The organism is Gemmobacter denitrificans (assembly GCF_036964905.1).
GTDB classification, from domain to species: domain Bacteria; phylum Pseudomonadota; class Alphaproteobacteria; order Rhodobacterales; family Rhodobacteraceae; genus Gemmobacter; species Gemmobacter denitrificans.
In genome coordinates this window covers 455,109-477,589 of sequence record NZ_JBALHR010000001.1, presented here as the reverse complement: position 1 = coordinate 477,589, position 22,481 = coordinate 455,109, and the positions used below count along the sequence as shown (strand labels likewise).

20 protein-coding genes are annotated in these 22,481 nt (G+C 64.0%); 15 read left to right on the top strand and 5 right to left on the bottom strand.

Annotation, left to right across the window (positions count from 1 at the left end; genetic code table 11):
- Nucleotides 1–10 precede the first annotated feature (10 nt).
- Genes V6590_RS02360 through V6590_RS02345 form a run of 4 tightly spaced genes read left to right on the top strand, consistent with a single transcriptional unit; the run spans nt 11 to nt 4,307 of the window.
- Nucleotides 11–550: an SRPBCC family protein gene (locus V6590_RS02360; RefSeq protein ID WP_335418952.1), complete on the top strand. Its 540-nt coding sequence runs from the start codon at nt 11–13 to the stop codon at nt 548–550.
- Between the two features lie 38 nt (nt 551–588).
- The gene (locus V6590_RS02355; RefSeq protein ID WP_335418949.1) at nt 589–1,074 is read left to right on the top strand and encodes a (2Fe-2S)-binding protein; all 486 of its coding nucleotides are present in this window, start codon (nt 589–591) and stop codon (nt 1,072–1,074) included.
- Nucleotides 1,075–1,134: 60 nt separating this feature from the next.
- Nucleotides 1,135–3,504 carry a xanthine dehydrogenase family protein molybdopterin-binding subunit gene (locus V6590_RS02350; RefSeq protein ID WP_335418946.1) on the top strand — a complete coding sequence of 790 codons (2,370 nt, stop codon included), beginning with the start codon at nt 1,135–1,137 and terminating at the stop codon, nt 3,502–3,504.
- Between the two features lie 14 nt (nt 3,505–3,518).
- Nucleotides 3,519–4,307, top strand: a complete 789-nt coding sequence (locus tag V6590_RS02345; RefSeq protein ID WP_335418943.1) for an FAD binding domain-containing protein — start codon at nt 3,519–3,521, stop codon at nt 4,305–4,307.
- A 53-nt stretch (nt 4,308–4,360) separates the two neighbouring features.
- Here V6590_RS02345 and V6590_RS02340 read toward each other — a convergent pair whose 3' ends face one another.
- The 3 genes from V6590_RS02340 to V6590_RS02330 are packed head-to-tail and all read right to left on the bottom strand — an operon-like array spanning nt 4,361 to nt 7,737.
- Complete coding sequence (locus V6590_RS02340; RefSeq protein WP_335418940.1) at nt 4,361–5,359, bottom strand: glucokinase; 999 nt, start codon at nt 5,357–5,359, stop codon at nt 4,361–4,363.
- Nucleotides 5,360–5,404: 45 nt separating this feature from the next.
- The gene (locus V6590_RS02335) at nt 5,405–6,715 is read right to left on the bottom strand and encodes a GH1 family beta-glucosidase (RefSeq protein ID WP_335418938.1); all 1,311 of its coding nucleotides are present in this window, start codon (nt 6,713–6,715) and stop codon (nt 5,405–5,407) included.
- Nucleotides 6,712–7,737, bottom strand: coding sequence for a LacI family DNA-binding transcriptional regulator (locus V6590_RS02330; RefSeq protein ID WP_335418935.1), 1,026 nt, complete (start codon nt 7,735–7,737; stop codon nt 6,712–6,714). Before V6590_RS02330 ends, V6590_RS02335 begins: the two co-directional genes overlap by 4 nt.
- 300 nt (nt 7,738–8,037) lie before the next feature.
- Here V6590_RS02330 and V6590_RS02325 point away from each other — a divergent pair, with 300 nt between their 5' ends.
- From V6590_RS02325 to V6590_RS02300, 6 genes are all read left to right on the top strand, one after another.
- The gene (locus V6590_RS02325) at nt 8,038–9,393 is read left to right on the top strand and encodes an ABC transporter substrate-binding protein (protein ID WP_335418932.1); all 1,356 of its coding nucleotides are present in this window, start codon (nt 8,038–8,040) and stop codon (nt 9,391–9,393) included.
- A gap of 72 nt (nt 9,394–9,465) precedes the next feature.
- Nucleotides 9,466–10,458 carry a carbohydrate ABC transporter permease gene (locus V6590_RS02320; RefSeq protein WP_335418929.1) on the top strand — a complete coding sequence of 331 codons (993 nt, stop codon included), beginning with the start codon at nt 9,466–9,468 and terminating at the stop codon, nt 10,456–10,458.
- A gap of 1 nt (nt 10,459) precedes the next feature.
- On the top strand, nt 10,460–11,587 hold the full coding sequence (locus V6590_RS02315; protein WP_335418926.1) for a carbohydrate ABC transporter permease: 1,128 nt from the start codon (nt 10,460–10,462) through the stop codon (nt 11,585–11,587).
- A gap of 7 nt (nt 11,588–11,594) precedes the next feature.
- A complete protein-coding gene (locus V6590_RS02310) occupies nt 11,595–13,214 on the top strand; it encodes an alpha-glucosidase (RefSeq protein ID WP_335418924.1) in 1,620 nt (539 codons plus the stop codon).
- Nucleotides 13,215–13,224: 10 nt separating this feature from the next.
- Nucleotides 13,225–14,325: an ABC transporter ATP-binding protein gene (locus V6590_RS02305; RefSeq protein WP_335418921.1), complete on the top strand. Its 1,101-nt coding sequence runs from the start codon at nt 13,225–13,227 to the stop codon at nt 14,323–14,325.
- 123 nt (nt 14,326–14,448) lie between these two features.
- Nucleotides 14,449–15,264: a GNAT family N-acetyltransferase gene (locus V6590_RS02300; protein ID WP_335418919.1), complete on the top strand. Its 816-nt coding sequence runs from the start codon at nt 14,449–14,451 to the stop codon at nt 15,262–15,264.
- On the opposite strand, the gene V6590_RS02295 is transcribed toward V6590_RS02300, so the two are convergent.
- Entirely contained in the window at nt 15,265–16,155 is an 891-nt protein-coding gene (locus V6590_RS02295; RefSeq protein WP_335418916.1) for a LysR family transcriptional regulator, read from the bottom strand. It abuts the gene before it with no gap.
- A gap of 87 nt (nt 16,156–16,242) precedes the next feature.
- Here V6590_RS02295 and V6590_RS02290 point away from each other — a divergent pair, with 87 nt between their 5' ends.
- Nucleotides 16,243–17,034 (top strand): phytanoyl-CoA dioxygenase family protein, encoded by a 792-nt coding sequence (locus V6590_RS02290; protein WP_335418913.1) that lies wholly within the window; start codon nt 16,243–16,245, stop codon nt 17,032–17,034.
- Nucleotides 17,035–17,136: 102 nt separating this feature from the next.
- The gene (locus V6590_RS02285) at nt 17,137–18,129 is read left to right on the top strand and encodes a TDT family transporter (RefSeq protein WP_335418909.1); all 993 of its coding nucleotides are present in this window, start codon (nt 17,137–17,139) and stop codon (nt 18,127–18,129) included.
- Here the strand turns inward: V6590_RS02285 and V6590_RS02280 are convergent.
- Nucleotides 18,126–18,821: a type 1 glutamine amidotransferase gene (locus V6590_RS02280; protein WP_335418906.1), complete on the bottom strand. Its 696-nt coding sequence runs from the start codon at nt 18,819–18,821 to the stop codon at nt 18,126–18,128. The genes V6590_RS02285 and V6590_RS02280 overlap by 4 nt on opposite strands.
- A 256-nt stretch (nt 18,822–19,077) precedes the next feature.
- On the opposite strand from V6590_RS02280, the gene guaB reads away from it, so the two are divergent.
- The 3 genes from guaB to V6590_RS02265 are packed head-to-tail and all read left to right on the top strand — an operon-like array spanning nt 19,078 to nt 22,419.
- On the top strand, nt 19,078–20,526 hold the full coding sequence (guaB, locus tag V6590_RS02275) for an IMP dehydrogenase (RefSeq protein ID WP_335418902.1): 1,449 nt from the start codon (nt 19,078–19,080) through the stop codon (nt 20,524–20,526).
- Nucleotides 20,526–21,263: an SDR family NAD(P)-dependent oxidoreductase gene (locus tag V6590_RS02270; protein ID WP_335418900.1), complete on the top strand. Its 738-nt coding sequence runs from the start codon at nt 20,526–20,528 to the stop codon at nt 21,261–21,263. The genes guaB and V6590_RS02270 overlap by 1 nt, the downstream gene beginning before the upstream one ends.
- Before the next feature lie 4 nt (nt 21,264–21,267).
- Nucleotides 21,268–22,419 (top strand): RsmB/NOP family class I SAM-dependent RNA methyltransferase, encoded by a 1,152-nt coding sequence (locus V6590_RS02265; RefSeq protein WP_335418897.1) that lies wholly within the window; start codon nt 21,268–21,270, stop codon nt 22,417–22,419.
- The last annotated feature ends 62 nt before the right edge of the window (nt 22,420–22,481 follow it).

Below are 22,481 nucleotides of genomic sequence, written 5' to 3'. Positions count from 1 at the left end.
GGAGACCCAGATGCACCTGACCGACAGTCGCGACATCAAGGCACCACCTGCAACGGTCTGGGCCGCCATACTTGACCCCGACATGCTCAAGGCCGCCGTCCCGGGATGCCAAAGCGTCACCGGCAGCGTGGCCGACGGGTTCGAGGCTGTAGTTGTGCAGAAGGTGGGGCCGGTGAAGGCCACCTTTACCGGCCTTGTATCAATCTCTGACATTGTGGAAGGCGAAAGCCTGACCATTTCGGGCGAAGGCAAGGGCGGCCCGGCGGGATTTGCCAAGGGCGGCGCCAAGGTCAGGTTCGACCCGATCCCCGAAGGCACCCGCCTGACCTATGAGGTCGAGGCCAATGTCGGCGGCAAGCTGGCGCAACTGGGCAGCCGCATCATCGACGGTTTTGCCAAGAAGATGGCAGACGAATTTTTCGAACGGTTTCAGGCTGCGGTCGAAGGGCCCGCGACACCCGAAGCCGATCAGGCAGTGACCGAGACGACCGGGGAAAACGGCGAAGCCCCGGCAGAAAAGAAGGGCTGGATCAAGCGGCTGTTCACCTGACAGCCAGCCCGACCAAGCATGATGCCAGGGAGGAACGAATGGCAAAAGTGACTATGACGGTCAACGGCAAGACCGTGTCGGGCGAGGTGGAGGGGCGCACGCTGCTGTCCACCTTCCTGCGTGACGGTCTGGGCCTGACCGGCACCCATGTCGGCTGCGATACCTCGCAATGCGGGGCCTGCACGGTGCATGTGGATGGCAAGCAGGTGAAGGGCTGCACGGTCTTTGCGATGGATGTCGCAGGGGCCGAGGTGCGCACCATCGAGGGCATGGCCAATGCCGATGGCAGCCTGTCGCGCATCCAGCAGGCCTTTCAGGATCATCACGGTCTGCAATGCGGGTTCTGTACCCCCGGCATGGTGATGGCGGCGGCGTCGCTGCTGGCCGTGAACCCCAAGCCGTCCGAGGCCGAGGTGCGCCACCATCTGGAAGGCAATATCTGCCGCTGCACCGGATACCACAATATCGTCAAGGCCGTGCTGGCGGCGTCCGGGCAGGACGTATCGCAGATCGCTGCCGAATAATCGAACCAGAACAGGGTTTTGCGGCTGTTTCCTGAGAACGCCGCATCAAGGGAGGACGACATGCCGAAAGACGGTGGCATCGGCGCCAGCACCAAGCGGCGCGAAGATGTGCGGTTCCTGACGGGCAAGGGCCGCTACACGGACGATATCAACATCCGCGGGCAGGCCTATGCCTGGTTCATCCGCTCGGACGTGGCCCATGGCAAGATCAACAGCATCAACACTGCCGCCGCCGAGGCGATGCCGGGCGTGGCCAAGGTGTTTACCGCGGCCGATTTTGCGGGCGTGGGCGGCATTCCCTGCGGCTGGCAGGTGACCGACCGTTTCGGCAAACCGATGCAGGAACCCAAGCATCCGGTTCTGGCCGATGGCAAGGTGCGCCATGTCGGTGACCCGATTGCCGTCGTCGTGGCCGATACGCTGGAACAGGCCCGCGACGCAGCCGAGGCGGTGGAGATCGACATCACCCAACTGCCGCCGGTGCTGGACATGAAGGCCGCACTGGCCGCCGATGCGCCGAAAGTGCATGAAGAACTGACGTCAAACCTTTGCTATGACTGGGGTTTTGTCGAAGAAAACAAGGCAGCCGTCGAAGAGGCCTTCAAGGACGCCGCGCATGTCACCACGCTGGAACTGGTGAACAACCGGCTGGTGGCCAATCCGATGGAACCGCGCGTTGCGGTGGGGGATTACGAATCCCATTCCGGCCAGCACACGCTTTATACCACCAGCCAGAACCCGCATGTGATCCGCCTTCTGATGGGGGCCTTTGTGCTGGGGATCCCCGAACACAAGCTGCGCGTCGTGGCGCCGGATGTGGGCGGTGGCTTCGGGTCGAAGATCTATCACTATGCCGAAGAGGCCTTCGTGACCTTTGCGGCCAAGACGCTGGGCCGTCCGGTCAAGTGGACCTCCAGCCGGTCCGAGGCCTTCATCTCGGACGCACAGGGCCGCGACCATGTGACCCGCATCGAACTGGCGCTGGATGCGGCGAACAACTTCACTGCCGTCCGCACCGAAACCTATGCGAATATGGGGGCCTATCTTTCGACCTTCGCGCCGTCGATCCCCACCTGGCTGCACGGCACGCTGATGGCCGGGAATTACCGCACGCCGCTGATTTATGTGAATGTGAAGGCGGTGTTCACCAATACCGTGCCGGTCGATGCCTATCGTGGCGCGGGCCGCCCCGAGGCGACCTATCAACTTGAACGCGTGATCGACAAGGCGGCGCGCGAATTGGGCGTCGATCCGGTGGCGCTGCGTCGGCAGAACTTCATCCAGCCCGACCAGTTCCCCTATCAGACGCCGGTGGCCGTGGTCTATGACACCGGCAATTACACCGCTACGATGGACAAGCTGCTGGAGATTTCCGATCACGCGGGCTTTGCCGCCCGGGCGGCGGAAAGTGCGGCGCGGGGCAAATGGCGCGGCTTTGGCATTGCCCATTACATCGAGGCCTGTGGCATTGCGCCGTCGAACCTTGTGGGCCAGTTGGGGGCGCGGGCCGGGCTTTATGAAAGCGCCACAGTGCGGGTGAATGCGACCGGGTCGATTTCGGTCTATACCGGCAGCCATAGCCATGGGCAGGGGCACGAAACCAGCTTTGCCCAGGTCGTGGCGGAAATGATCGGGCTGGACGCGGGCCAGATCGAGATCGTCCATGGCGACACCTCGAACACGCCGATGGGCATGGGCACCTATGGGTCGCGCTCGCTTGCGGTGGGCGGTTCGGCCATCGTCAAGGCGACCAACAAGATCATCAACAAGGCCAAGAAGATCGCGGCCCATCTGCTGGAGGCATCCGACAGCGATATCGAGCTGAAGGATGGCAAGTTCACCGTGGCGGGCACCGACAAATCGGTCGATTGGGTTGGCGTGACGCTGGCCGCATATGTGCCGCACAACTACCCGCTGGAAAACATGGAGCCGGGGCTGGAAGAAACCGCCTTCTATGACCCGTCGAACTTCACCTATCCGTCGGGTGCCTATGGGTGCGAAGTCGAAGTTGATCCCGAAACCGGCAAGGTGGATATCCTTGCCTTCAGCGCGGCGGATGATTTCGGCAATATCGTCAATCCGATGATCGTCGAAGGTCAGGTGCAGGGCGGTCTGGCGCAGGGTATCGGGCAGGCGCTGATGGAAAACTGCGTCTATGACGAAAACGGCCAGCTTCTGTCGGGCTCGTTCATGGATTACGCGATGCCGCGCGCCGATGATCTGCCGATGTTCAAGGTCGATCACAGCTGCTGCACCCCCTGCACCCACAACCCGCTGGGCGTGAAGGGCTGCGGCGAGGCGGGCGCGATCGGATCGCCCCCGGCGGTGGTGAATGCGGTGATCGACGCCATCCAGCGCGCGGGCCGCACCGACATCACCCATATCGACATGCCCCTGACGCCGTCGCGCGTCTGGTCGGCGCTGAACTGAAGGAGGAGGAGAGAATGCAGAATTTCGAATTCGTCAAACCCTCCAGCATCGCCGATGCCGTGGCGGCTTTGGGGCAAGAGGGCGCGGTGGCGCTGTCGGGCGGGCAGACCCTGATCCCGACGATGAAGCAGCGGCTGAACACGCCGGATCTTCTGGTCAGCCTGACCGGTATCGCCGAGATGAAGGGCGTCTGCCATGGGGAGGGCGGGCTGCTAATCGGTGCGGCCACCCCGCATGCGGTGGTGGCGGCTGATGCGGCGGCACATTACCCGGCGCTGGCGGCCCTGGCCGGCGGCATCGGCGATCCGGCGGTGCGCTCGCGCGGCACCATCGGTGGCAGCCTTGCCAATAACGATCCATCGGCCTGCTATCCTTCGGCGGCGCTGGCCTCGGGGGCGACCATCGTCACCAACCGGCGCAGCATCGCGGCGGATGATTACTTTCAGGGCATGTTCGCCACTGCACTGGAAGACGGCGAGATCATCACCGAAGTCCGCTTCCCGATCCCGCAGCAGGCGGCCTATGTGAAGTTCAACCAGCCTGCCTCGCGCTTTGCACTGACCGGGGTGTTCGTCGCCAGGTTCGGTTCAGGCGTGCGGGTGGCGATCACCGGCGCGTCGAATGACGGGGTATTCCGCTGGACCGAGGCCGAAACAGCGCTGAGCGCAAATTTCGCGCCGTCCGCGATTGAAGGCCTGTCCTTGTCGGGGGATGGGATGATCAGCGATCTGCATGGCAGCGGCGATTATCGCGCGCATCTGTGCAAGGTGCTGACCAAACGCGCCGTGATGGCGGCGGGTTGAGCCTGTTGCAAGACTTGAACAAGGCCCGGCAAGTGCCGGGCCTTGTTGACTTTTCAGCCCTTGCCACCATTGGCGAGGTAAACCGCGCAACCTGTCAGCGCAGCATAGTCATCGGCCACCACGGTGACCGAAAACTCGTTCTGCATCAGGGCCACCCGGCGCGGGCGGCGGAAGGTTTCGGTCAGGCCGAAATTGCCGAAATGCGGTGCCATGGCCTGCGACATGCCGCCAATCAGGTAAATGCCGCCATAAGGCAGATGGATCAGCGCCAGATCAGCGAGCGTTTGTGCCAGAATGCGGGTGTACAGCCGGGCCGCATGGGTTGCGACCGGTTCCCCCTGGGCCAAGGCGGCCAGGACCTCGGCCGATGCGGCGCTGCTGTCGCGCCCGGCTTCGCTTGCGGCAAAGGCGTGCAGATTGGCAAGACCTCGGCCTGACAGGGCCTCTTCCACACCGGCATGGGCCACTTCGCCCCGACCTGCCAGCAGCGCCTCAAGAAAGCGCAACAGGCGCAGGTCTTCCTCGGTCTGGGCGGGCAGGTTCACATGGCCACATTCCGAAGGCGGCACCACCCGGCCCCAGGGGGTATTATGGACAGGGGCCGCATTGACCCCGGTGCCCAGCCCTACCACCAGCATCGACGCGCCATCTTCGACCGGCCCGTCAATCACCCGATGCAGGTGATCGGGGGCGATATGGCCAAGTGCCTGACCCTGCGCCTGCAGATCGTTCAGGATCGCCACGCGTGCCGCCCCGGTCGCACGCGACACGCGGCCTTCGTCAATCACCCAGGGCTGGCCATCGGCATCGAACAGATTTGTCATCACGATATGACCATGGCGCAGCGGACCCGCCGCCGCCACACAGGCCCCGGCCACCGGCCCCACCGATTCATCGGTCATGTAGCGGGCCAGAACCTCGTCGATGCCATTGAACCCGTCATTGCGATAGCGCCGGACCGAGGCTTCGCGGATCACCCCGCCATCGGCCAGCGCCACACGGGTATTGGTGCCGCCGATATCGGCCACAAGCGAAAGCGAAGCGGTGGTCATCATGGTCCTCCAGATACGTTCGGTGCCGGGCCAGAGCTACCAGTTTCAGTTCCGCGCCAGCGCGCGTTTGATCGCCTGATAAGACGCTTTGGGGCGCCTTGCCAAGGTGTCGAAATCCACATGCACCAGACCGAACCGCTTGTCATAGCCTTCGGCCCATTCGTAATTGTCCAGAAGCGACCAATAGAAGAAGCCGCGCAGGGGCGCACCCGCGGCCATGGCCCGCTGGCAGGCCGCGAAATGGGCGGCGATAAATTCGATGCGGTCGGGATCATCGGTGCCACCGGCCAGCGCCATGCCATTTTCGGTGACATAAAGTGGCAGGTCGCCGGTATGATCGCGCGCCAGCCGGGTGAGAAAGCCTTCCAGCCCCTCGGGATAGATTTCCCAACCCATCTGCGTCTTGGGCAGGGGCCCCGTCACTTCGCGCGTCGCAGGCCAGGGCGTTCCGGGGGCGGCGGCATGGATGTGGCGGGTGTAGTAGTTCACCCCCAGCCAATCGAGCTTTTGACCGATCAACGCCATGTCATCTTGCCAATTGGCAGGAAGATGCGGTTCCAGCCCCGCCAGAGCCTCGGCCGGATAGCGGCGATGTGCGATGGCTTCGATGAACCAGCGGTTGAAGATGGCATCCTGCACTGCGGCGGCCTGGCGGTCTGCGGCGCTGTCACTGGCCGGGGTGGCATGGTCAAAGTTCAGAACGATGCCCAGATTGCGATGCCCGAGGCCGCGCAGCCGCTCCACCGCCATGCCATGCGCCACAAGAATATGATGCATGGCCCGGGCGGCGGCACGGATGTCGCGCAGGCCCGGCGCATGGGCCCCGATGAAATGCGACAGCCAGGCGACGCACCAGGGTTCATTGATCGTGGCGGTGGTTTTAACCCGGTCACCCAGCCGCGCCATGACAGCTTCGGCGTAATCGGCAAAGCGGGCGCAGGTGTCGCGGTTGCGCCATCCGCCCAGATCGGCCAGGGCTGCAGGCAAATCCCAATGGTACAGCGTCAGGAAGGGGCGCAATCCGCGCGCCACCATGCCATCCACCAGCCTGTCATAGAAATCAATCCCTTGCGGGTTGATCTTCACGCCATCCGGCATGACCCGGGCCCAGCTTGTGGAAAAGCGGTAGGCGTCAAATCCGGCATCGCGGATCAGATCAAGGTCTTCGGCCCAGCGGTGGTAATGGTCGCAGGCGGTGGCCCCGTCCTCGGCGCGTACCACATTGCCCGGAGTTGCGGCGAAGGTGTCCCAATGCGACGGGCCAGCCCCGCCAAAGCGGCTGCCCTCGATCTGGTAGGCGGCGGTGGCGGCCCCGAAGACGAAACCTTCGGGAAAGGTGGCGCGGGGCGGGATCATGACCGGTACGGCCCGGTAGAGCCGCCGATGATAAGCTCCGCCTCCATCAGATGTTCGGCCGGGCTGGTCAGCTTGCCCTGCACCATGCCCAGAAGCATATCCGCCGCCAGACGCCCGGCCTCGCGCACCGATGACCGGGTGGCGGTGAAGATCGGCACATCCTCGCCATTGCGCATGTAGCTGAGTTCGTCATCATGGATGATGATCGAAACGTCGCGGCCCATCTTCATCCCCAGATCCTCGACCGCGCGCCGCGCGCCAAGCCCCATGATCATGGATGAGGCAATCAGCGCCGTGGGCGGATGGGGCAGGGCCAGCATCCGCCGGGCGGCCCGGTAACCAGCACCTTCGGTCATTTCTTCACTCACCATCATTTCGGGGTCGGGGGCAATGCCACGGGCGGCCAGCGCATCTTCATAGCCGCGCCGCCTGCGGATTGCGAAATCCATGAATTCCAGACCGTTGATCAGGCCAATGCGACGATGGCCCAGATCGAACAGGAATTCGGTTGCCCGCTGAAAGGCGCGGCGGTTGTTCACATCAACCCAAGCATAGGGCGATTCTGTCCCCGTCGCGCGGCCATGCACCACGAAGGGAATGCCCAGTTCCACCAGAAGGGGGATGCGTTCATCGTTCAGCCGGGGGCCGTGCACGATCACGCCATCCACCGTGCCGCGCGATTTCAGCTCACGGTAGGCGCGTTCTTCGGTGTCATCGGGCACCACCGACAACAGCATGTCATAGCCATTGCGCGAATAGATCTCGCCCGCCCCGGCGATGAAATCGGCAAAGACCGGGTTCACGATTTCATGTCGCGTGGCCAGCGGGATCACATGGCCGATGGCCATGGCCCGCCCGGTGGCCAGCCGGATGGCGCGGGTATTGGGCTGGTAATTGTAGCGCCGCGCGGCCTCGGCCACCCGTTCGCGGGTGGCGGCGTTCACCTCGGGATAGCCGTTCAGCGCACGGCTGACGGTCGTGGGCGACAGATCGAGTTTGCGCGCAAGCTCCTTGAGGTTCATTCTGGCAGAGGCGTCCATGGCTGGCCCTGTGGGCCAAAGCGTTTCAAATCGGCGGCAGATTAGCCGTGGCAGGGGGGCAGGCCAAGCACAATCTGCCCTTGCCCGCGGCAAGGTCGCCATTGCTGCAGGTGCATTGGAAGTTTTGGAAAAGTTTGGCGGCCAGCCTTTGCACTCGAAGGTTGACGCATTGCGCCGATCGGGCTTATCTGTGGCACCCAAAGCGGTTTGAATGTGATTCCCGCTTGGGCGCTGTTTTCCCTAAACTGGCGAAGCGGCGGGAGGAGGATCGGGAGGATGGACATGAAACGGAATCTTTGTGTCGGCACGGCTGTGCTGGCGCTTTTTGCCGGTCAGGCCTTTGCGCAGGACTTGAAATTCGCGCCGGGCGAGGATGCCCGGTTCAACTGGGCGTCCTATGAGGCGTTCAAGGGCGCCCATGATCTGAAGGGCCAGAGCCTGAAGATCGATGGCCCCTGGGGCGGCGTGGACAAGGAATTGTTCGAATCCGTGATCGCCTATTTCGAGGCCGCCACGGGTGCCGATGTGGAATATTCGGGCGGTGACGGGTTTGAACAGCGCGTGATGATCGATGTGGAGGCAGGATCGCCGCCCAATATCGCCGTCGTGCCGCAGCCCGGTCTGGCTGCCGATCTGGCCAAGCGTGGCAAGTTGGCCCCGCTGAAGCCGGAAGTGACCGAATTCCTGAAGAACAATTATGCCGCGGGGCAAAGCTGGGTTGATCTGTCCACCTATGCTGGCCCCGATGGGACCAAGGCGCTCTATGGCTTGTTCTACAAGGTCGATGTGAAATCGCTGGTCTGGTATTCACCCGAAAATTTCGAAGATGCGGGCTATGAAGTTCCCAAGACCATGGAAGAGCTGAAAGCGCTGTCGGATCAGATCGTGGCCGATGGCGGCACACCCTGGTGCATCGGTCTGGGGTCGGGCCCGGCGACCGGCTGGCCCGCGACCGACTGGGTCGAAGACATGATGCTGCGGGTCAACACGCCTGCAGATTACGACGCCTGGGTGGCGAACGAGCTGAAATTCGACGATCCCAAGGTGGTTGCCGCGATCGAGGAATTCGGGGCTTTTGCCCGTAACGATGCCTGGGTGGCTGGTGGCGCAGGTGGCGTGACCTCTACCGATTTCCGCGACAGCCCCAAGGGCCTGTTCGCCTCGCCGCCCGGCTGCTACATGCACCGTCAGGCCAGCTTCATCCCGTCCTTCTTCCCCGAGGGCACGGTCGTGGGCGAGGATGCCGATTTCTTCTATTTCCCCGCCTATGAAGGCAAGGATCTGGGCCAACCGGTTCTGGGTGCGGGCACCATCTTTGTGGTCACCCAAGACAGCCCGGTGGCGCAGGCCTTCATCGATTTCCTGACCACCCCGATCGCGCATGAAATCTGGATGGCACAATCGGGTTTCCTGACCCCGCACAAGGGCGTGAATCCCGAAGCCTATGGCGATGCCACGCTGCGCAAGATGGGCGAGATCCTGACCAATGCCACGACCTTCCGCTTTGACGGGTCGGACCTGATGCCCGGTGCCGTTGGCGCGGGTGTGTTCTGGACCGGCATGGTCGATTACTCCGGCGGCAAGGATGCGGCCACTGTGGCGGCCGATATCCAGAAGACCTGGGACACGCTGAAGTAAGCGTTTCCCGCTCCGGCACCTGCCTGTGTCCCCAGTCGCGGGCAGGTGCCCCATTCCCCCTAGGAGAGGCCCATGGAACAGCTGTTCATGGCCGGCGCCACCATCGTGTTGGGCGTCTTTGGCTGCGTTGCCTATTTCTTTCTGTCAAATCTTGCGCTGGATACCATCTGGCCTGCCCGTGGCCCCGATGCCGGGCGCAACATTGCCCGCGCGGCGCTGTGGCGGCCCTGGCTGTTCCTGCTGCCTGCCCTGGCGCTGCTGACGGTCTATCTGGTCTATCCGCTGTTCGTGTCGGTCTGGCTTTCGTTCCATGATGCGACGGGCGACCGTTTTGTCGGCACAGACAACTATGCCTGGTTGCTGAACGATCCGAAGTTCCGCGAATCCATGCACAACAACATTCTGTGGCTTCTGGTTGTTCCGGCGGCGTCCACCTTCTTCGGGCTGATCGCGGCGGCGCTGACCGATCGCATTCGCTGGGGCAATTTTGCCAAGGCCATGATCTTCATGCCGATGGCGATTTCCTTCATCGGCGCAGCGGTCATCTGGAAATTCATCTATGATTATCGCGGTGACGGGCAGACCGAAGTGGGCGTTCTGAACGCGATCTGGGTGGCGATGGGCGGGCAGGCGCAAACCTGGCTGACCATCGAACCGGCGAATTCCTACTTGCTGATGATCGTGCTGGTCTGGATCCAGACCGGCTTTGCCATGGTGATCCTGTCGGCGGCCCTGCGTGGTATCCCCGAAGAAACCATCGAAGCCGCGATCCTCGATGGCGCCTCGGCCCTGCAGATTTTTGCCAGGATCAAGGTGCCGCAGATCTGGGGCACCATCGCCGTGGTCTGGACCACCATCACCATCACGGTGCTGAAAGTGTTCGATATCGTGCTGGCGATGACCAATGGCCAATGGGGCACGCAGGTGCTGGCCAATCTCATGTTCGACTGGATGTTCCGCGGCAATGACACGGGCCGGGCCTCGGCGGTGGCGCTGGTCATCATGATCATGGTCACCCCAATCATGATCTGGAATATCCGTAACGCCCGCAAGGAGATGCGCTGAGATGGACAATATCGCAGGCACCAAATCCTCTCTCGTCTGGGCGGTGCATCTGGCCACGGCGGCACTTGTGCTGCTGTGGGTGCTGCCCACCATCGGGCTTCTGGTTTCGTCCTTCCGGGACCGCGACCAGATCACCACCTCTGGCTGGTGGCGGGCCCTGTTCCCGGCCGAACAGAACCTGGTCTATCGCGCGGGTGGCGCCGATACCCAACGGCAGGACGGCGCGCTTTGGGTGATTGACGGCAATGTGTTCGATGGTCGCGGCGGCGAGGTGAAGGCCTTCGGCATCACCTCCAAGGACCCGTCGGCCTTTGCGCCGGGGGCCGAGGCCCCGCTGAAAGATGGCGTGACCGCAACCGTTGCCGCCAATGGCGATTACCGGCTGACATCGCCCGTGGCCTTTGACGGCCGCTCGCCGCGCCTGTTCGTGACCTCGGTCACCCCGCCACGCTTCACGCTGGAAAACTATGCGCGGGTGATGTTTGCCGAAGGCATGGGGCGGGCCTTTCTGAACACCATGACGGTGACCATTCCGGCCACGATCATCCCGATCCTGATTGCCGCCTTTGCCGCCTATGCGCTGGCCTGGATGGAGTTTCCGGGGCGGGCGTTGCTGATTGCGGGCATCGTGGGCCTGCTGGTGGTGCCGCTGCAACTGTCGCTGATCCCGCTGCTCAAGCTGCATAACAGCCTTGGCATCGGCAAGGAATATGTCGGCATCTGGCTGGCCCATTCCGGCTTTGGCCTTCCCCTGGCGATCTATCTGCTGCGCAACTACATGGTGGGCCTGCCGCGCGAGATCATCGAAAGCGCGCGGGTGGACGGGGCGACCGATTTCCAGATTTTCCTGAAGATCATCCTGCCGCTCAGTTTTCCGGCGCTGGCCAGTTTCGCGATCTTCCAGTTCCTTTGGACCTGGAACGACCTGCTGGTTGCGACGGTGTTCCTGGGCAACAGCGCCGATCAGCTGGTGATGACCGGGGCGCTGCGTTCGCTCATGGGATCGCGCGGCGGCGAATGGGAGGTGCTGGCCTCGTCCGCCTTCCTGTCGATCGCGGTGCCGCTGGTGGTGTTCTTCGCAATGCAGAAATACCTCGTGCGCGGCCTGCTGGCCGGCTCGGTGAAGTGAGACGGACATGACCTTGAAAACAGACGAAAACTGGTGGCGCGGGGCGGTGATCTATCAGATCTATCCGCGCAGCTTTCAGGACAGCAATGGCGATGGGATCGGCGATCTGGCCGGTATCATCCCCCGGCTGGATCACATCGCGGACCTGGGCGCCGATGCGATCTGGCTGAGCCCCTTCTTCACCAGCCCGATGAAGGATTTCGGTTATGATGTCAGCGATTACTGCGATGTCGATCCGATGTTCGGCACGCTGGCGGATTTCGATGCGCTGATTGCGCGGGCGCATGATCTGGGCCTGCGGGTGATGATTGACCTGGTGCTGTCGCATACGTCGGATCAGCACCCCTGGTTCCGCGAAAGCCGCCAGAACCGCAGCAACCCCAAGGCCGACTGGTATGTCTGGGCCGACCCCAAACCCGATGGCACGCCGCCCACCAACTGGCTGTCGATCTTCGGCGGATCAAGCTGGCAATGGGATGCGCGGCGCGAACAGTATTATCTGCACAACTTCCTGATTTCGCAGCCCGATCTGAACTTCCACAATCCCGCCGTGCAGGAGGCCGTGCTGGATGTGGCGCGGTTCTGGCTGGCGCGCGGGGTGGATGGGTTCCGGCTGGACACCATCAACTTCTATTTCCATGACAAATACCTGCGCGACAATCCGGCCCTGCCGAAAGAGCTGCGCAACGACAGTATCGCGCCGGGGGTGAACCCCTATAACCATCAGCTCCATCTGTTTGACAAGAACCAGCCCGAAAACCTTGAATTCCTGCGGAAATTGCGCGCGGTGATGAAGCCTTTCGGCGCTGCCGCCGTGGGCGAGGTGGGCGATGCGCAGCGCGGCCTTGAAATCATGGCCGAATACACTTCGGGCGGGGATAAGGTGCAGATGTGCTATCCGTTCGAAATGCTGCAGCCCAAGCGGCTGACGGCAGATGCGGTGGTGCAGACCTTCGCCCGCATGGCTGCCGCCGCCCCGGATGCCTGGCCCTGCTGGAGCTATTCGAACCACGACACAGTGCGCCACATCACCCGTTGGAACCTTTCTGCCGATGCAGCAAAGGCTTACACGGTGTTGTTGGCCTGTTTGCGCGGGTCGATCTGCCTGTATCAGGGCGAAGAACTGGGTCTGCCCGAGGCCGAGATTGCCTTTGAGGATCTGCAAGACCCCTATGGCATCGAATTCTGGCCGGAATTCAAGGGGCGCGACGGGGCCCGCACCCCGATGGTCTGGCAAAGCGACAATCGCATGGGCGGGTTCACGCAGGCCGAAAAGGCCTGGCTGCCGGTCAGCCCCAGCCACCTGCCGCTGGCCGCTGGTGCGCAGGGCGGCGAAGGGAGCATGCTTGATCACTACCGCCGGGTGCTGGCCTTCCGCCGCACCCATGCGTCCCTGCGCGATGGGGCGCAGGTGCATCTGCAGGCCGTCGGCGAGGCGGTCAGCTTTCTGCGTCAGGACGGGGCGGAAACGCTGTTCTGCGCCATCAACCTTGGTGCAGGGGATGCGACGCTCGCCCTGCCCGAAGGCGATTGGCAGGCAATTGGTGCCGATCTGGGCGGCATTGCCCCGGAAGGCAAGACTGTGGTTCTGGGCCCGTGGCAGCTCTGCCTCGCGCAGAAGGTATGAGGGGAAAGCAATGGCCAATCTGAAACTGACCAATGTCGAAAAGGCCTATGGGGATGTGAAGGTCCTCAAGAACATCAATCTCGACATCAAGACCGGCGAATTGATCGTATTTGTCGGGCCGTCGGGCTGTGGCAAATCCACCCTTCTGCGGATGATCGCGGGTCTGGAACGGATCACCGGCGGCGAATTCACCATTGATGGCGTGCGGATGAACGATGTTCCCCCGGCACAACGCGGCATTGCCATGGTGTTTCAGTCCTATGCGCTTTACCCGCATATGACTGTGCGGCAGAACATGGAATTCGCGCTGAAGATCGCGAAGAAATCGGCGGATGAGATCAAGTCAGCGGTCGAAAAGGCGGCGCGCATCTTGCAACTGACGCCCTATCTGGATCGCCTGCCCAAGGCGCTGTCAGGCGGGCAACGCCAGCGGGTTGCCATCGGCCGGGCCATCGTGCGTGACCCGAAGGTCTATCTGTTCGATGAACCGCTCTCGAACCTTGATGCCGCGCTGCGTGTGGCGACCCGGATCGAAGTGGCGCAGCTGAAGGAATCCATGCCCAATTCCACCATGATCTATGTGACCCATGATCAGGTGGAGGCGATGACGCTGGCCAGCCGCATCGTGGTGCTGGCCGGGGGCGGGATTGCGCAGGTGGGCAGCCCGCTGGAACTGTATGAACGGCCCGAAAACGAATTTGTGGCCCAGTTCATCGGCAGCCCGGCCATGAACCTGCTGGCGGGTGAAGTGGTCGAAACCGGTGCCTATACCAAGGTGCGGCTGGAGGGCGGCGGCGAGGCGGTGGCAGCCATCCCCACGACCGAAGCCGACCGGGGCCTGAAGGTCAATCTGGGCGTGCGGCCCGAGGATATGCTGGCCACCGATGGCCCCGCGCTGTTCACCGGCGAAGTGGAGATCACCGAGGCCCTGGGCGAGGTGACCCTGCTTTACTTCCGCCGTCAGGGCGAAGCGGCGCAGGTCGTGGCCAAACTGCCCGGCATTCATCGTGACCTGCGGCATAAATCCGTGCGGCTTGCCGCCGATCCGGCCAAGATCCATCTGTTCCATCAGGGGCGTTCGCTGCTCTATCGCGAAGGCGGCAAGGGCTGACAGGAACAGGGCCGAAAGCGCCAGCGCGATCAGCGTCGGCACCCAGAGCGTGAAACGGGGCGGTGGTGGCAAATCCATGCTCCGTTTATCGGCTGTTTACCTTTCCAATTGCTTAATCCGGGCATGGAATGGCACGAGATCACCGATCCGGATGACTGGCAGGCGCAGGCTGGCCCGGCGCTGCAACAGGCCTGGGCCTATGGGGTCGCGCTTGGCCGTCTGGGGGCGCAGGTGCGGCGCGGCGCGGTGATCCGGGATGGCCGGGCGCTGATGGTTGCCCAGATGCTGGAACGCCGCCGGGTCAGGCTGATCCATCAGCCACATTTTCCCGGCCCCGCCAGCCGCGCGCCCCTGCGCCGGATGGCCCGCCATCTGGGGGCGACCATCGCATCCTGCCCGTTGACCGGGCCAGGGGTCATCCCCCTTGTCACCGCGCGCCATCACGCCATTCTGGATTTGCGGCCGGCTGCCGACAGCTTGCGCCGCGGTCTGCATGGCAAATGGCGCAATCGGCTTCTGGCCAGCCGGATCACCCCCGCCAAAGGCCGCGAGCGTCATCTTTCAGAATTGCTGACGCATGAGGGCGCGCAAAGCACGGCGCGCGGCTATCGTGGGTTGCCAATGGCCTTTGCGCAGGCTTGGCCGGGGGCAACGCTGATGCTCCACTGGTCCCCGAGGGGGCAGATGCAGGCGGGCATGCTGTTCCTGATCCATGGCCGCGCCGCGACCTATCATTGCGGCTGGACCAGCGAGGAAGGCCGCAAGGCCGAGGCCCATCGCGCGCTGCTGTGGCAGGCTATCCTGCGGCTGCAAGCGGGGGGGATTGAACGGCTAGATCTTGGGGCGGTGGATTCCGACAATCCGGGGCTGGCGCGGTTCAAGCTGGGCACGGGGGCCATGCTGGAAAACCTGGGTCCGACCAGCCTGATCCTGCCCTGATCAGGTTTCTGGCAGAAAGGCGCGGCGATCGGCCAGAAGCTGCGCCAGCCGCGTGCCAGCCGCAGACAGCGCATTCTCTTCGGAAACCGCCAGAACCACCGGCTCGCCCGGGCCGCCATCGATCAGGGGGCGCGTGGTCAGGGGGGTGCCATCATAGCTCGCCTCGGTCAATGGGCGGGTATAGCTGAGGCCAACCCCCAGCCCATGCGCCGCGAAAGAGCGCAGGATTTCCAGCGTGGCGGCACGATGGGCGATGCGTGGGGTCAGGCCACGCTTGGCAAACAGGGCCCGGATATGGCCGACAGACAGCCCCTGATCGGCCAGGATCAGCGGCACATCCGCCAGTTCCGCCAGCGAAACCCCGGCCCGCAGGGCCAGGCGGTGCTGCGGGTTCATGACAGCATGCGGTTTGACCCGGGCGATTTCTTCCTTGGTGACTGCCGTCGGCAGGCCTAGATCATAGGTCAGCGCAAGGTCGATCTGGCCCCGGCGCAGGCCATCGGTGATTGCCTCGAACCCCGCGATCTGTGGCGCGACGGGCAGGTCATCGGGCAGGGCGGTCAAGAGCGCCCCCAGCATCACCGGGGCCAGATCCTCGAACACCGCCAGACGCACCGGTGTCGCCGGGGCTGCATCGCCCGCCATCAGCCGGGCCATTGCGGCCAGCTGCTGCTCTGCCGCATCCAGAAAGTCGCGACCAAAGGCCGTGGGTGTCATCGGACCACCAGCCCGCCGCAGGAACAGCGATTTGCCAAGCTGGGTTTCCAACTCCCGCAGGGCCACCGACAGTGCAGGCTGGCTGACATTCAGCGCCTCTGCCGCAGCGGTCATACCCCCGGCCTGTGCCACCGCCACGGCATATTCCAACTGGCGCAAAGTGACAGATAACATTTTTGTATCACGCGCATGAGAAGATATTATTTGAATTTATGTTAGGGTCCGATCAGGCATTTGCAAGCGAAACGAAAGGAATTTCCGATGCCGGTTGCCGAAATCACCCCAGACATGATCGAAACCTACCAGACCGAAGGTGTCGTGCTGATCCGCGGCCTGTGGTCTGACTGGGTGGATGAACTGCGCGCCGGGGTGGAACGCAACATGGCCGAGCCCGGCCCCTATGCCGCCGAAAACCTCAAACCCGGCGAAGGCGGGCGCTTCTTCGATGATTACTGCAACTGGCAGCGCATCCCCGAATTTGCGCGCGTCATCCGCGAAAGCGATGTGGCCCGTGTCGCGGCCCAATTGATGCAATCGTCGCGCGTGCAGATGTTCCACGATCATGTTCTGGTCAAGGAACCCGGCACCAGCAAACCAACCCCCTGGCATCAGGATGGGCCATATTACTTCGTCGAAGGGCAGCAGACGGTCAGTTTCTGGTCGCCGCTCGATCCGGTGCGCGAGGCCAGCCTGCGCTGCGTGGCAGGCTCGCATCGCTGGGAGAAGGAGGTCTTGCCGACGCGCTGGCTGGCCGAGACGAATTTCTATCCCGACAGCGACCGCTACATGCCCGTGCCGGATCCGGATGCCGAAGGCATGCTGGTACGGGAATGGCAGATGGAACCGGGTGATGCGGTCGCCTTCAACTATCGCACCCTGCACGGCGCGCGGGGCAATCTGGCGGGTTCGCGGCGCCGGGCCTTCAGCCTGCGGCTGCTGGGTGATGATGCCCGCTATGTGGAACGGCCCGGCCGCACATCGCCGCCCTATCCGGGCCATGACATGCAGCCGGGGCAGGTGCTGCGCGAGGATTGGTTCCCCTTTCTGATCTGATCGCACAGGGCTGCGGCCTTTTGCCCGGCCCCGTTGCGCGCACCCTTTCCCGCCCGGGCGCGATGGGCTAGGCCTTGGGCGTAACGGTTACCGGAGCCCCCGATGTCTGATCCCGCACAGCGCCGCCCAAAGGCCTATCCCCCGCCGCAGTTTCCGCCCCATCGCCCCAGGCTTTTTGCCCGCATGCCGCCAGCGGTCTTTCCGGTTCTGCTGGGAACGCTCGGGCTCGGGCTGGCCTTGCGGCGGGCCGAGGCGGCGCTCGGCCTGCCCGAAGGTCTGGCCGAGGTCGTCCTGGGGGCTGCCGTGGCGCTTTGGGCCTTTGCCGCATTCGGCTATCTGGTGAAACTGGCGCGGCGCGGTGGCACGCTGATCGAAGACCTGCGCACCTTGCCCGGACGGGCAGGGGTTGCGGCGGCATCTCTGGGGCTGCTGCTGGTGGCTGCGGCTGTCGTCCCCTATGCCCCGACACTGGCCCGCGGGGTGCTGTTTGCCGGTCTGGGGCTGCATGCGGCGCTGGCAGGGCTGGTGATCTGGCTGTTCCTGAAATCGCCGCCCGAGGCGCGCGAGGTGACACCGGTCTGGCATCTCAATTTTGTCGGCTTCATTCTGTGCGGGCTGACAGCGGTGCCTTTGGGCATGATCTGGCTGGCGGCGGCATTGCTTTGGCTGACCATGCCGGTTGCGGTGGCCATCTGGGCGGTTTCGCTGGTGCAATTGTGGCGTCGCCCGCCGCCTGCACCGCTGCGCCCCATGCTGGCCATCCATCTGGCCCCGGCGGCCCTGTTCTCCACGGTCGCCACCGGCATCCAGGCGTGGCTGATTGCATTGCCCGCGCTGGCGCTTGGCGCGGTGCTGCTCATCGTGCTGGTATCGGCGGGCCGCTGGCTTACCGCCTCGGGCTATTCGGCGCTTTGGGGGGCCTTTACCTTTCCGCTTGCGGCCTTTGTCTCGGCCCTGTTTGCGCTGCGCATGGATGTCACGGCAACGCTGTTCCTGATCGCCGCCCTTGGCCTGATCCCGCCGATCCTGTACCGGGTTCTGAAGGCCTGGGCCTCGGGCGATCTGGCCCTGCGCAGCAACGCCGCCGAAGCCTAGATCTGCGCCACAAAGGCCCGCGCCAGCGTCAGGCCGATCCGGTCGGCCTCGGCCCCGCGCCCTGCGGCCTCGGCGGCATGGCGGTCTGCCCAGCCGGGCGCCATCCGCTCCACCGCTTCGGGGAAGCTGCGCAGCCAATCGGCCACCACGGCGCGATTGGCCTCGAAATGGAACTGCGTGCCCCAGACCTTTGGCCCGGCGCGAAACGCCTGCTGCGCCGCCTTGTCCGAGCGCGCCAGATGGGCCGCACCTTCAGGCAAGGTGAAAGTGTCGGAATGCCATTGAAACACCGGAAAGCGGGCGGGCAGGGCGCCCAGAACCGGATCCGCCGCGCCCGCCTTGGTCAGCGCCACATCAACCCAGCCGAATTCCGGTGTAAGCCCGATCAGGTTTTCCGCCCCCAGGCCCCGCGCCAGAAGCTGCGCGCCCAGACAGATGCCCAGCACCGCCTGCCCGGCCTGACCGGCAGCCTGCATCTGCCGCGCCAGCTCTGGCAGATAGGGGTGGCTGTCGTCCGCCCGGGCATGCTGTTCGCCGCCAAACACCACCATCGCGTCATACGCGGCCATATCCGGCAAGCGCCCGTCGGACCACGGCTTGTACAGCCCGATCCGCGCCCCTGCCTCATGCAGCGCCACGCCGACCTGACCGTGATGGGTTACCTTGGTGTTTTCCACAATCGCGACGCGCATGCTGCCCCCGAAATCCGTTTCTTGCCCCATCGACCACTCGCGCCCACCCCGTGCAAGCCTGTCTGCGACAGCAGGGCGGCCTGTCCTTTGTCTTGGCCGCAAATATCCTCGGGGGGCAGCCCGGCACGGGCCGAAGGGGGGCAGACAGCGCCCCTTGCGACAGAGGCCACAGGGATTTTCGCTTGCACTTGCGCGCGCCCCGTGAAAAGGGGAACCGCCAAACGATCCCATCCCATGACCCGTTCAGGAGGCTCCCATGGAGATTCGCGAGGCACTCACCTTTGACGATGTTCTGCTGGTTCCGGCGGCCAGCAATGTGCTGCCTTCGGATGCAGATACCTCGACCTTCGTGACGAAGGCGATCCGCATGAACATCCCGCTTTTGTCCAGCGCGATGGATACGGTGACCGAAGGGCGCATGGCCATCGCCATGGCGCAATCGGGCGGGATCGGGGTCATTCACCGCAATCTCGACCTCGAGGCGCAGGCGCGCGAAGTGCGGCGGGTCAAGCGGTTTGAAAGCGGTGTCGTCTATGCGCCGATCACCCTGCGCGCCGATCAGACCATGGCCGATGCCAAGGAATTGCAAGAGCGCTACAACGTCACCGGTTTTCCGGTGGTGGATGGCGAAGGCCGTGTGGTGGGCATCGTGACCAACCGCGACATGCGCTTTGCGACCGATGACAAGACGCCGGTTTCGGTCATGATGACCTCGGAGAATCTGGCGATCCTGCGCGAACCGGTGGATCGCGATCTGGCCATTTCGATGATGAAGGCACGGCGCATTGAAAAGCTGCTGGTGACCGATGGGTCGGGCAAGCTGACTGGCCTGCTGACGCTGAAGGATACCGAGAAGTCGGTCTTGAACCCCCATGCCTGCAAGGACGAGATGGGGCGGCTGCGCGTCGCCGCGGCCTCGACCGTGGGCGATGCCGGGTTTGAACGCAGTCAGGCGCTGATCGAGGCGGGTGTGGACCTTGTGGTGATCGACACTGCGCATGGCCATAGCGAGGGCGTCGCCAAGGCTGTGGAACGGATCAAGAAACTGTCGAACACCGTGCAGGTGGTTGCAGGCAACGTGGCCACGGCCGAGGCGACCCGTGCGCTGATCGGTGCCGGTGCGGATGCGGTGAAGGTGGGCATTGGTCCGGGGTCGATCTGCACGACGCGGATCGTGGCCGGTGTGGGCGTGCCGCAGCTGACGGCGATCATGGATGCCTCGCGCGCGGCAGGCGACATTCCGGTGATCGCCGATGGCGGGATCAAGTTCTCGGGCGATTTTGCCAAAGCGATTGCCGGTGGTGCGTCCTGCGCCATGGTCGGATCGGCCATTGCGGGCACCGACGAATCCCCCGGCGAGGTGATCCTGTGGAATGGCCGCAGCTACAAATCCTATCGCGGCATGGGCAGCCTTGGTGCCATGGCGCGCGGATCGGCCGACCGCTATTTCCAGAAGGATGCCGCCAGCGACAAGCTGGTGCCCGAGGGGATCGAAGGCCAGGTGCCCTACAAGGGGTCTGTCGCGACGGTCATCCATCAGATGGTGGGCGGGCTGCGTGCCGCCATGGGCTATACCGGAAACCGCACCGTGGCCGAAATGCGGTCGAACTGCAGTTTCGTGCGCATCACCGGGGCAGGGCTGAAGGAATCCCATGTCCATGATGTGCAGATCACCCGCGAAAGCCCGAATTACCGGATCGGCTGATGCGGGCGCTGGTCACAGGGGCAGGGGCGGCAGGTGGCATTGGTCTGGCCTGCGCGCGCGCCCTTGGGGCGGCGGGGCATGATCTGATCATTGCGGGCGCTTCGGGGCGGATTCACGCAAGGGCGGCCGAACTGTTGGCCGAGGGGTTGCGCGTCACCGCCTTTCAGGGCGATCTGACCGATCCGGCCATGGTGGCACGGCTGGCCGATCTGGGGCCGGTGGATGTTCTGGTCAACAATGCCGGGATGGGCATGCAGGGGACACCGCAGAAGATCCGCGCCTTCGCCAAGTCTGACCCCGAGGCCTGGCGACGTGAATTCGAACTGTCGCTGACCACCGCCGTGCTGGTTACCCGCGCCTTTCTGCCCGCCATGCTCGATCGCGGTTTTGGCCGGGTGGTGATGATGGCCTCGGTGACTGGACCATATGTTTCGGTGCCCGGGGCATCGGCCTATGCGGCGGCCAAGGCCGCGATGATCGGGCTGACCCAGACGCTCGCGCTGGAGGTGGCAAAGGCCGGGGTCACCGTCAATGCCGTGGCGCCGGGCTGGATCGCGACCGAGGCCACACAGCGCGGCGAATTTGCCGCTGCGCGCAAATCGCCCATGGGCCGCGCGGGCACCCCTGACGAAGTGGCGGCCTGCGTGGCCTTTCTGGCCTCCGCCGGGGCGTCTTATGTGAATGGCGCGACACTGGTCGTGGATGGCGGCAACATGCTGCAGGAAAAGAAGGGCTGATGCCATGACCCCCGCCGCGCGGCTGTCGGCTGCCATCACGATCCTGGACCGGATTCTGGCCGGAACCCCGGCGGAACAGGCACTGGTCAATTGGGCGCGCGCCTCGCGCTTTGCGGGTTCGGGTGATCGCAATGCCATTCGTGATCTGGTCTTCGATGCGCTGCGCTGCCGTCGCAGCCATGCTGCGCTTGGCGGGGGGGAAACCGGGCGGGGGCTGATCCTGGGCGGGCTGCGCGCCGCCGGGATCGACCCCGGGCCGCTGTTCACCGGCGAAGGGCATGCGCCTGCGCCCATCGGCCCGGATGATGTGAGCATCATACCACAAGGCTTTGAAGCTGCAGATATTCCTGACTGGATCGGCCCACAGATGCAGGCCGATCTGGGCGATGATTTCAGCGCCATCACAGCGGCGCTGCGGCAGCGTGCACCGGTCTTTCTGCGGGTGAACCTGGTGCGCGGGGGGCTGGTTGCAGCGCAGGCCGCACTTGCGGATGAGGGGATCACGGCCGAACCGCACCCATTGTCGCCGACGGCGCTGCAGGTGACGGAAGGGGCGCGCAAGATTGCCCTATCCGCCCCCTATCAGGACGGGCGGGTGGAATTGCAGGATGCCGCATCACAGGCGGTGGTGGATGCCCTGCCATTGGCAGACGGGATGCGGGTGCTGGACTATTGTGCGGGCGGCGGTGGCAAGGTGCTGGCCATGGCCGCGCGGGCGCGTCTGCGGGCCTTTGCCCATGATACCAACCCCGGCCGGATGCGCGACCTGCCCGACCGGGCCAAACGCGCCGGGGTCAAGATCAGCATCACCGCCCGGCCCGAAGGGCCTTTCGATCTGGTTCTGACCGATGTGCCCTGCTCAGGCTCCGGCAGTTGGCGGCGCGCGCCTGAAGGCAAATGGCTGCTGACCCCCGAAAAGCTGCAGTCCCTGCTGACAGTTCAACAGACCATCCTGCACAGGGCGGCGGCACTGGTGCGACCGGGCGGATGGCTGGGTTATGCCACCTGTTCGCTGCTGCGCTGCGAAAATCGTGCGCATATCGACAGCTTTCTGGCCGACCATCCGGGCTGGAATCTGGAGCGCGACCGCCAATTCACCCCGCTGGACGGGGCCGACGGGTTTTATGGCGCGGTTTTGCGGCGAAACGCGGGTTGAAAGTTGGGGTATATTAATACCTATTTTTCAAGCCATTGTTTTTGTGTGTATATTCATGTGTC

Coding starts and splice junctions, on each gene's coding strand:
- V6590_RS02340 (WP_335418940.1), bottom strand. CDS start 5,359: ATGACCACCGCTTCGCTTTCGCTTGTGGCCGATATCGGCGGCACCAAT.
- V6590_RS02360 (WP_335418952.1), top strand. CDS start 11: ATGCACCTGACCGACAGTCGCGACATCAAGGCACCACCTGCAACGGTC.
- V6590_RS02280 (WP_335418906.1), bottom strand. CDS start 18,821: ATGCGCGTCGCGATTGTGGAAAACACCAAGGTAACCCATCACGGTCAG.
- V6590_RS02265 (WP_335418897.1), top strand. CDS start 21,268: ATGACCCCCGCCGCGCGGCTGTCGGCTGCCATCACGATCCTGGACCGG.
- V6590_RS02295 (WP_335418916.1), bottom strand. CDS start 16,155: ATGTTATCTGTCACTTTGCGCCAGTTGGAATATGCCGTGGCGGTGGCA.
- guaB (WP_335418902.1), top strand. CDS start 19,078: ATGGAGATTCGCGAGGCACTCACCTTTGACGATGTTCTGCTGGTTCCG.
- V6590_RS02355 (WP_335418949.1), top strand. CDS start 589: ATGGCAAAAGTGACTATGACGGTCAACGGCAAGACCGTGTCGGGCGAG.
- V6590_RS02305 (WP_335418921.1), top strand. CDS start 13,225: ATGGCCAATCTGAAACTGACCAATGTCGAAAAGGCCTATGGGGATGTG.
- V6590_RS02345 (WP_335418943.1), top strand. CDS start 3,519: ATGCAGAATTTCGAATTCGTCAAACCCTCCAGCATCGCCGATGCCGTG.
- V6590_RS02320 (WP_335418929.1), top strand. CDS start 9,466: ATGGAACAGCTGTTCATGGCCGGCGCCACCATCGTGTTGGGCGTCTTT.
- V6590_RS02335 (WP_335418938.1), bottom strand. CDS start 6,715: ATGATCCCGCCCCGCGCCACCTTTCCCGAAGGTTTCGTCTTCGGGGCC.
- V6590_RS02270 (WP_335418900.1), top strand. CDS start 20,526: ATGCGGGCGCTGGTCACAGGGGCAGGGGCGGCAGGTGGCATTGGTCTG.
- V6590_RS02300 (WP_335418919.1), top strand. CDS start 14,449: ATGGAATGGCACGAGATCACCGATCCGGATGACTGGCAGGCGCAGGCT.
- V6590_RS02350 (WP_335418946.1), top strand. CDS start 1,135: ATGCCGAAAGACGGTGGCATCGGCGCCAGCACCAAGCGGCGCGAAGAT.
- V6590_RS02325 (WP_335418932.1), top strand. CDS start 8,038: ATGAAACGGAATCTTTGTGTCGGCACGGCTGTGCTGGCGCTTTTTGCC.
- V6590_RS02310 (WP_335418924.1), top strand. CDS start 11,595: ATGACCTTGAAAACAGACGAAAACTGGTGGCGCGGGGCGGTGATCTAT.
- V6590_RS02285 (WP_335418909.1), top strand. CDS start 17,137: ATGTCTGATCCCGCACAGCGCCGCCCAAAGGCCTATCCCCCGCCGCAG.
- V6590_RS02315 (WP_335418926.1), top strand. CDS start 10,460: ATGGACAATATCGCAGGCACCAAATCCTCTCTCGTCTGGGCGGTGCAT.
- V6590_RS02330 (WP_335418935.1), bottom strand. CDS start 7,737: ATGAACCTCAAGGAGCTTGCGCGCAAACTCGATCTGTCGCCCACGACC.
- V6590_RS02290 (WP_335418913.1), top strand. CDS start 16,243: ATGCCGGTTGCCGAAATCACCCCAGACATGATCGAAACCTACCAGACC.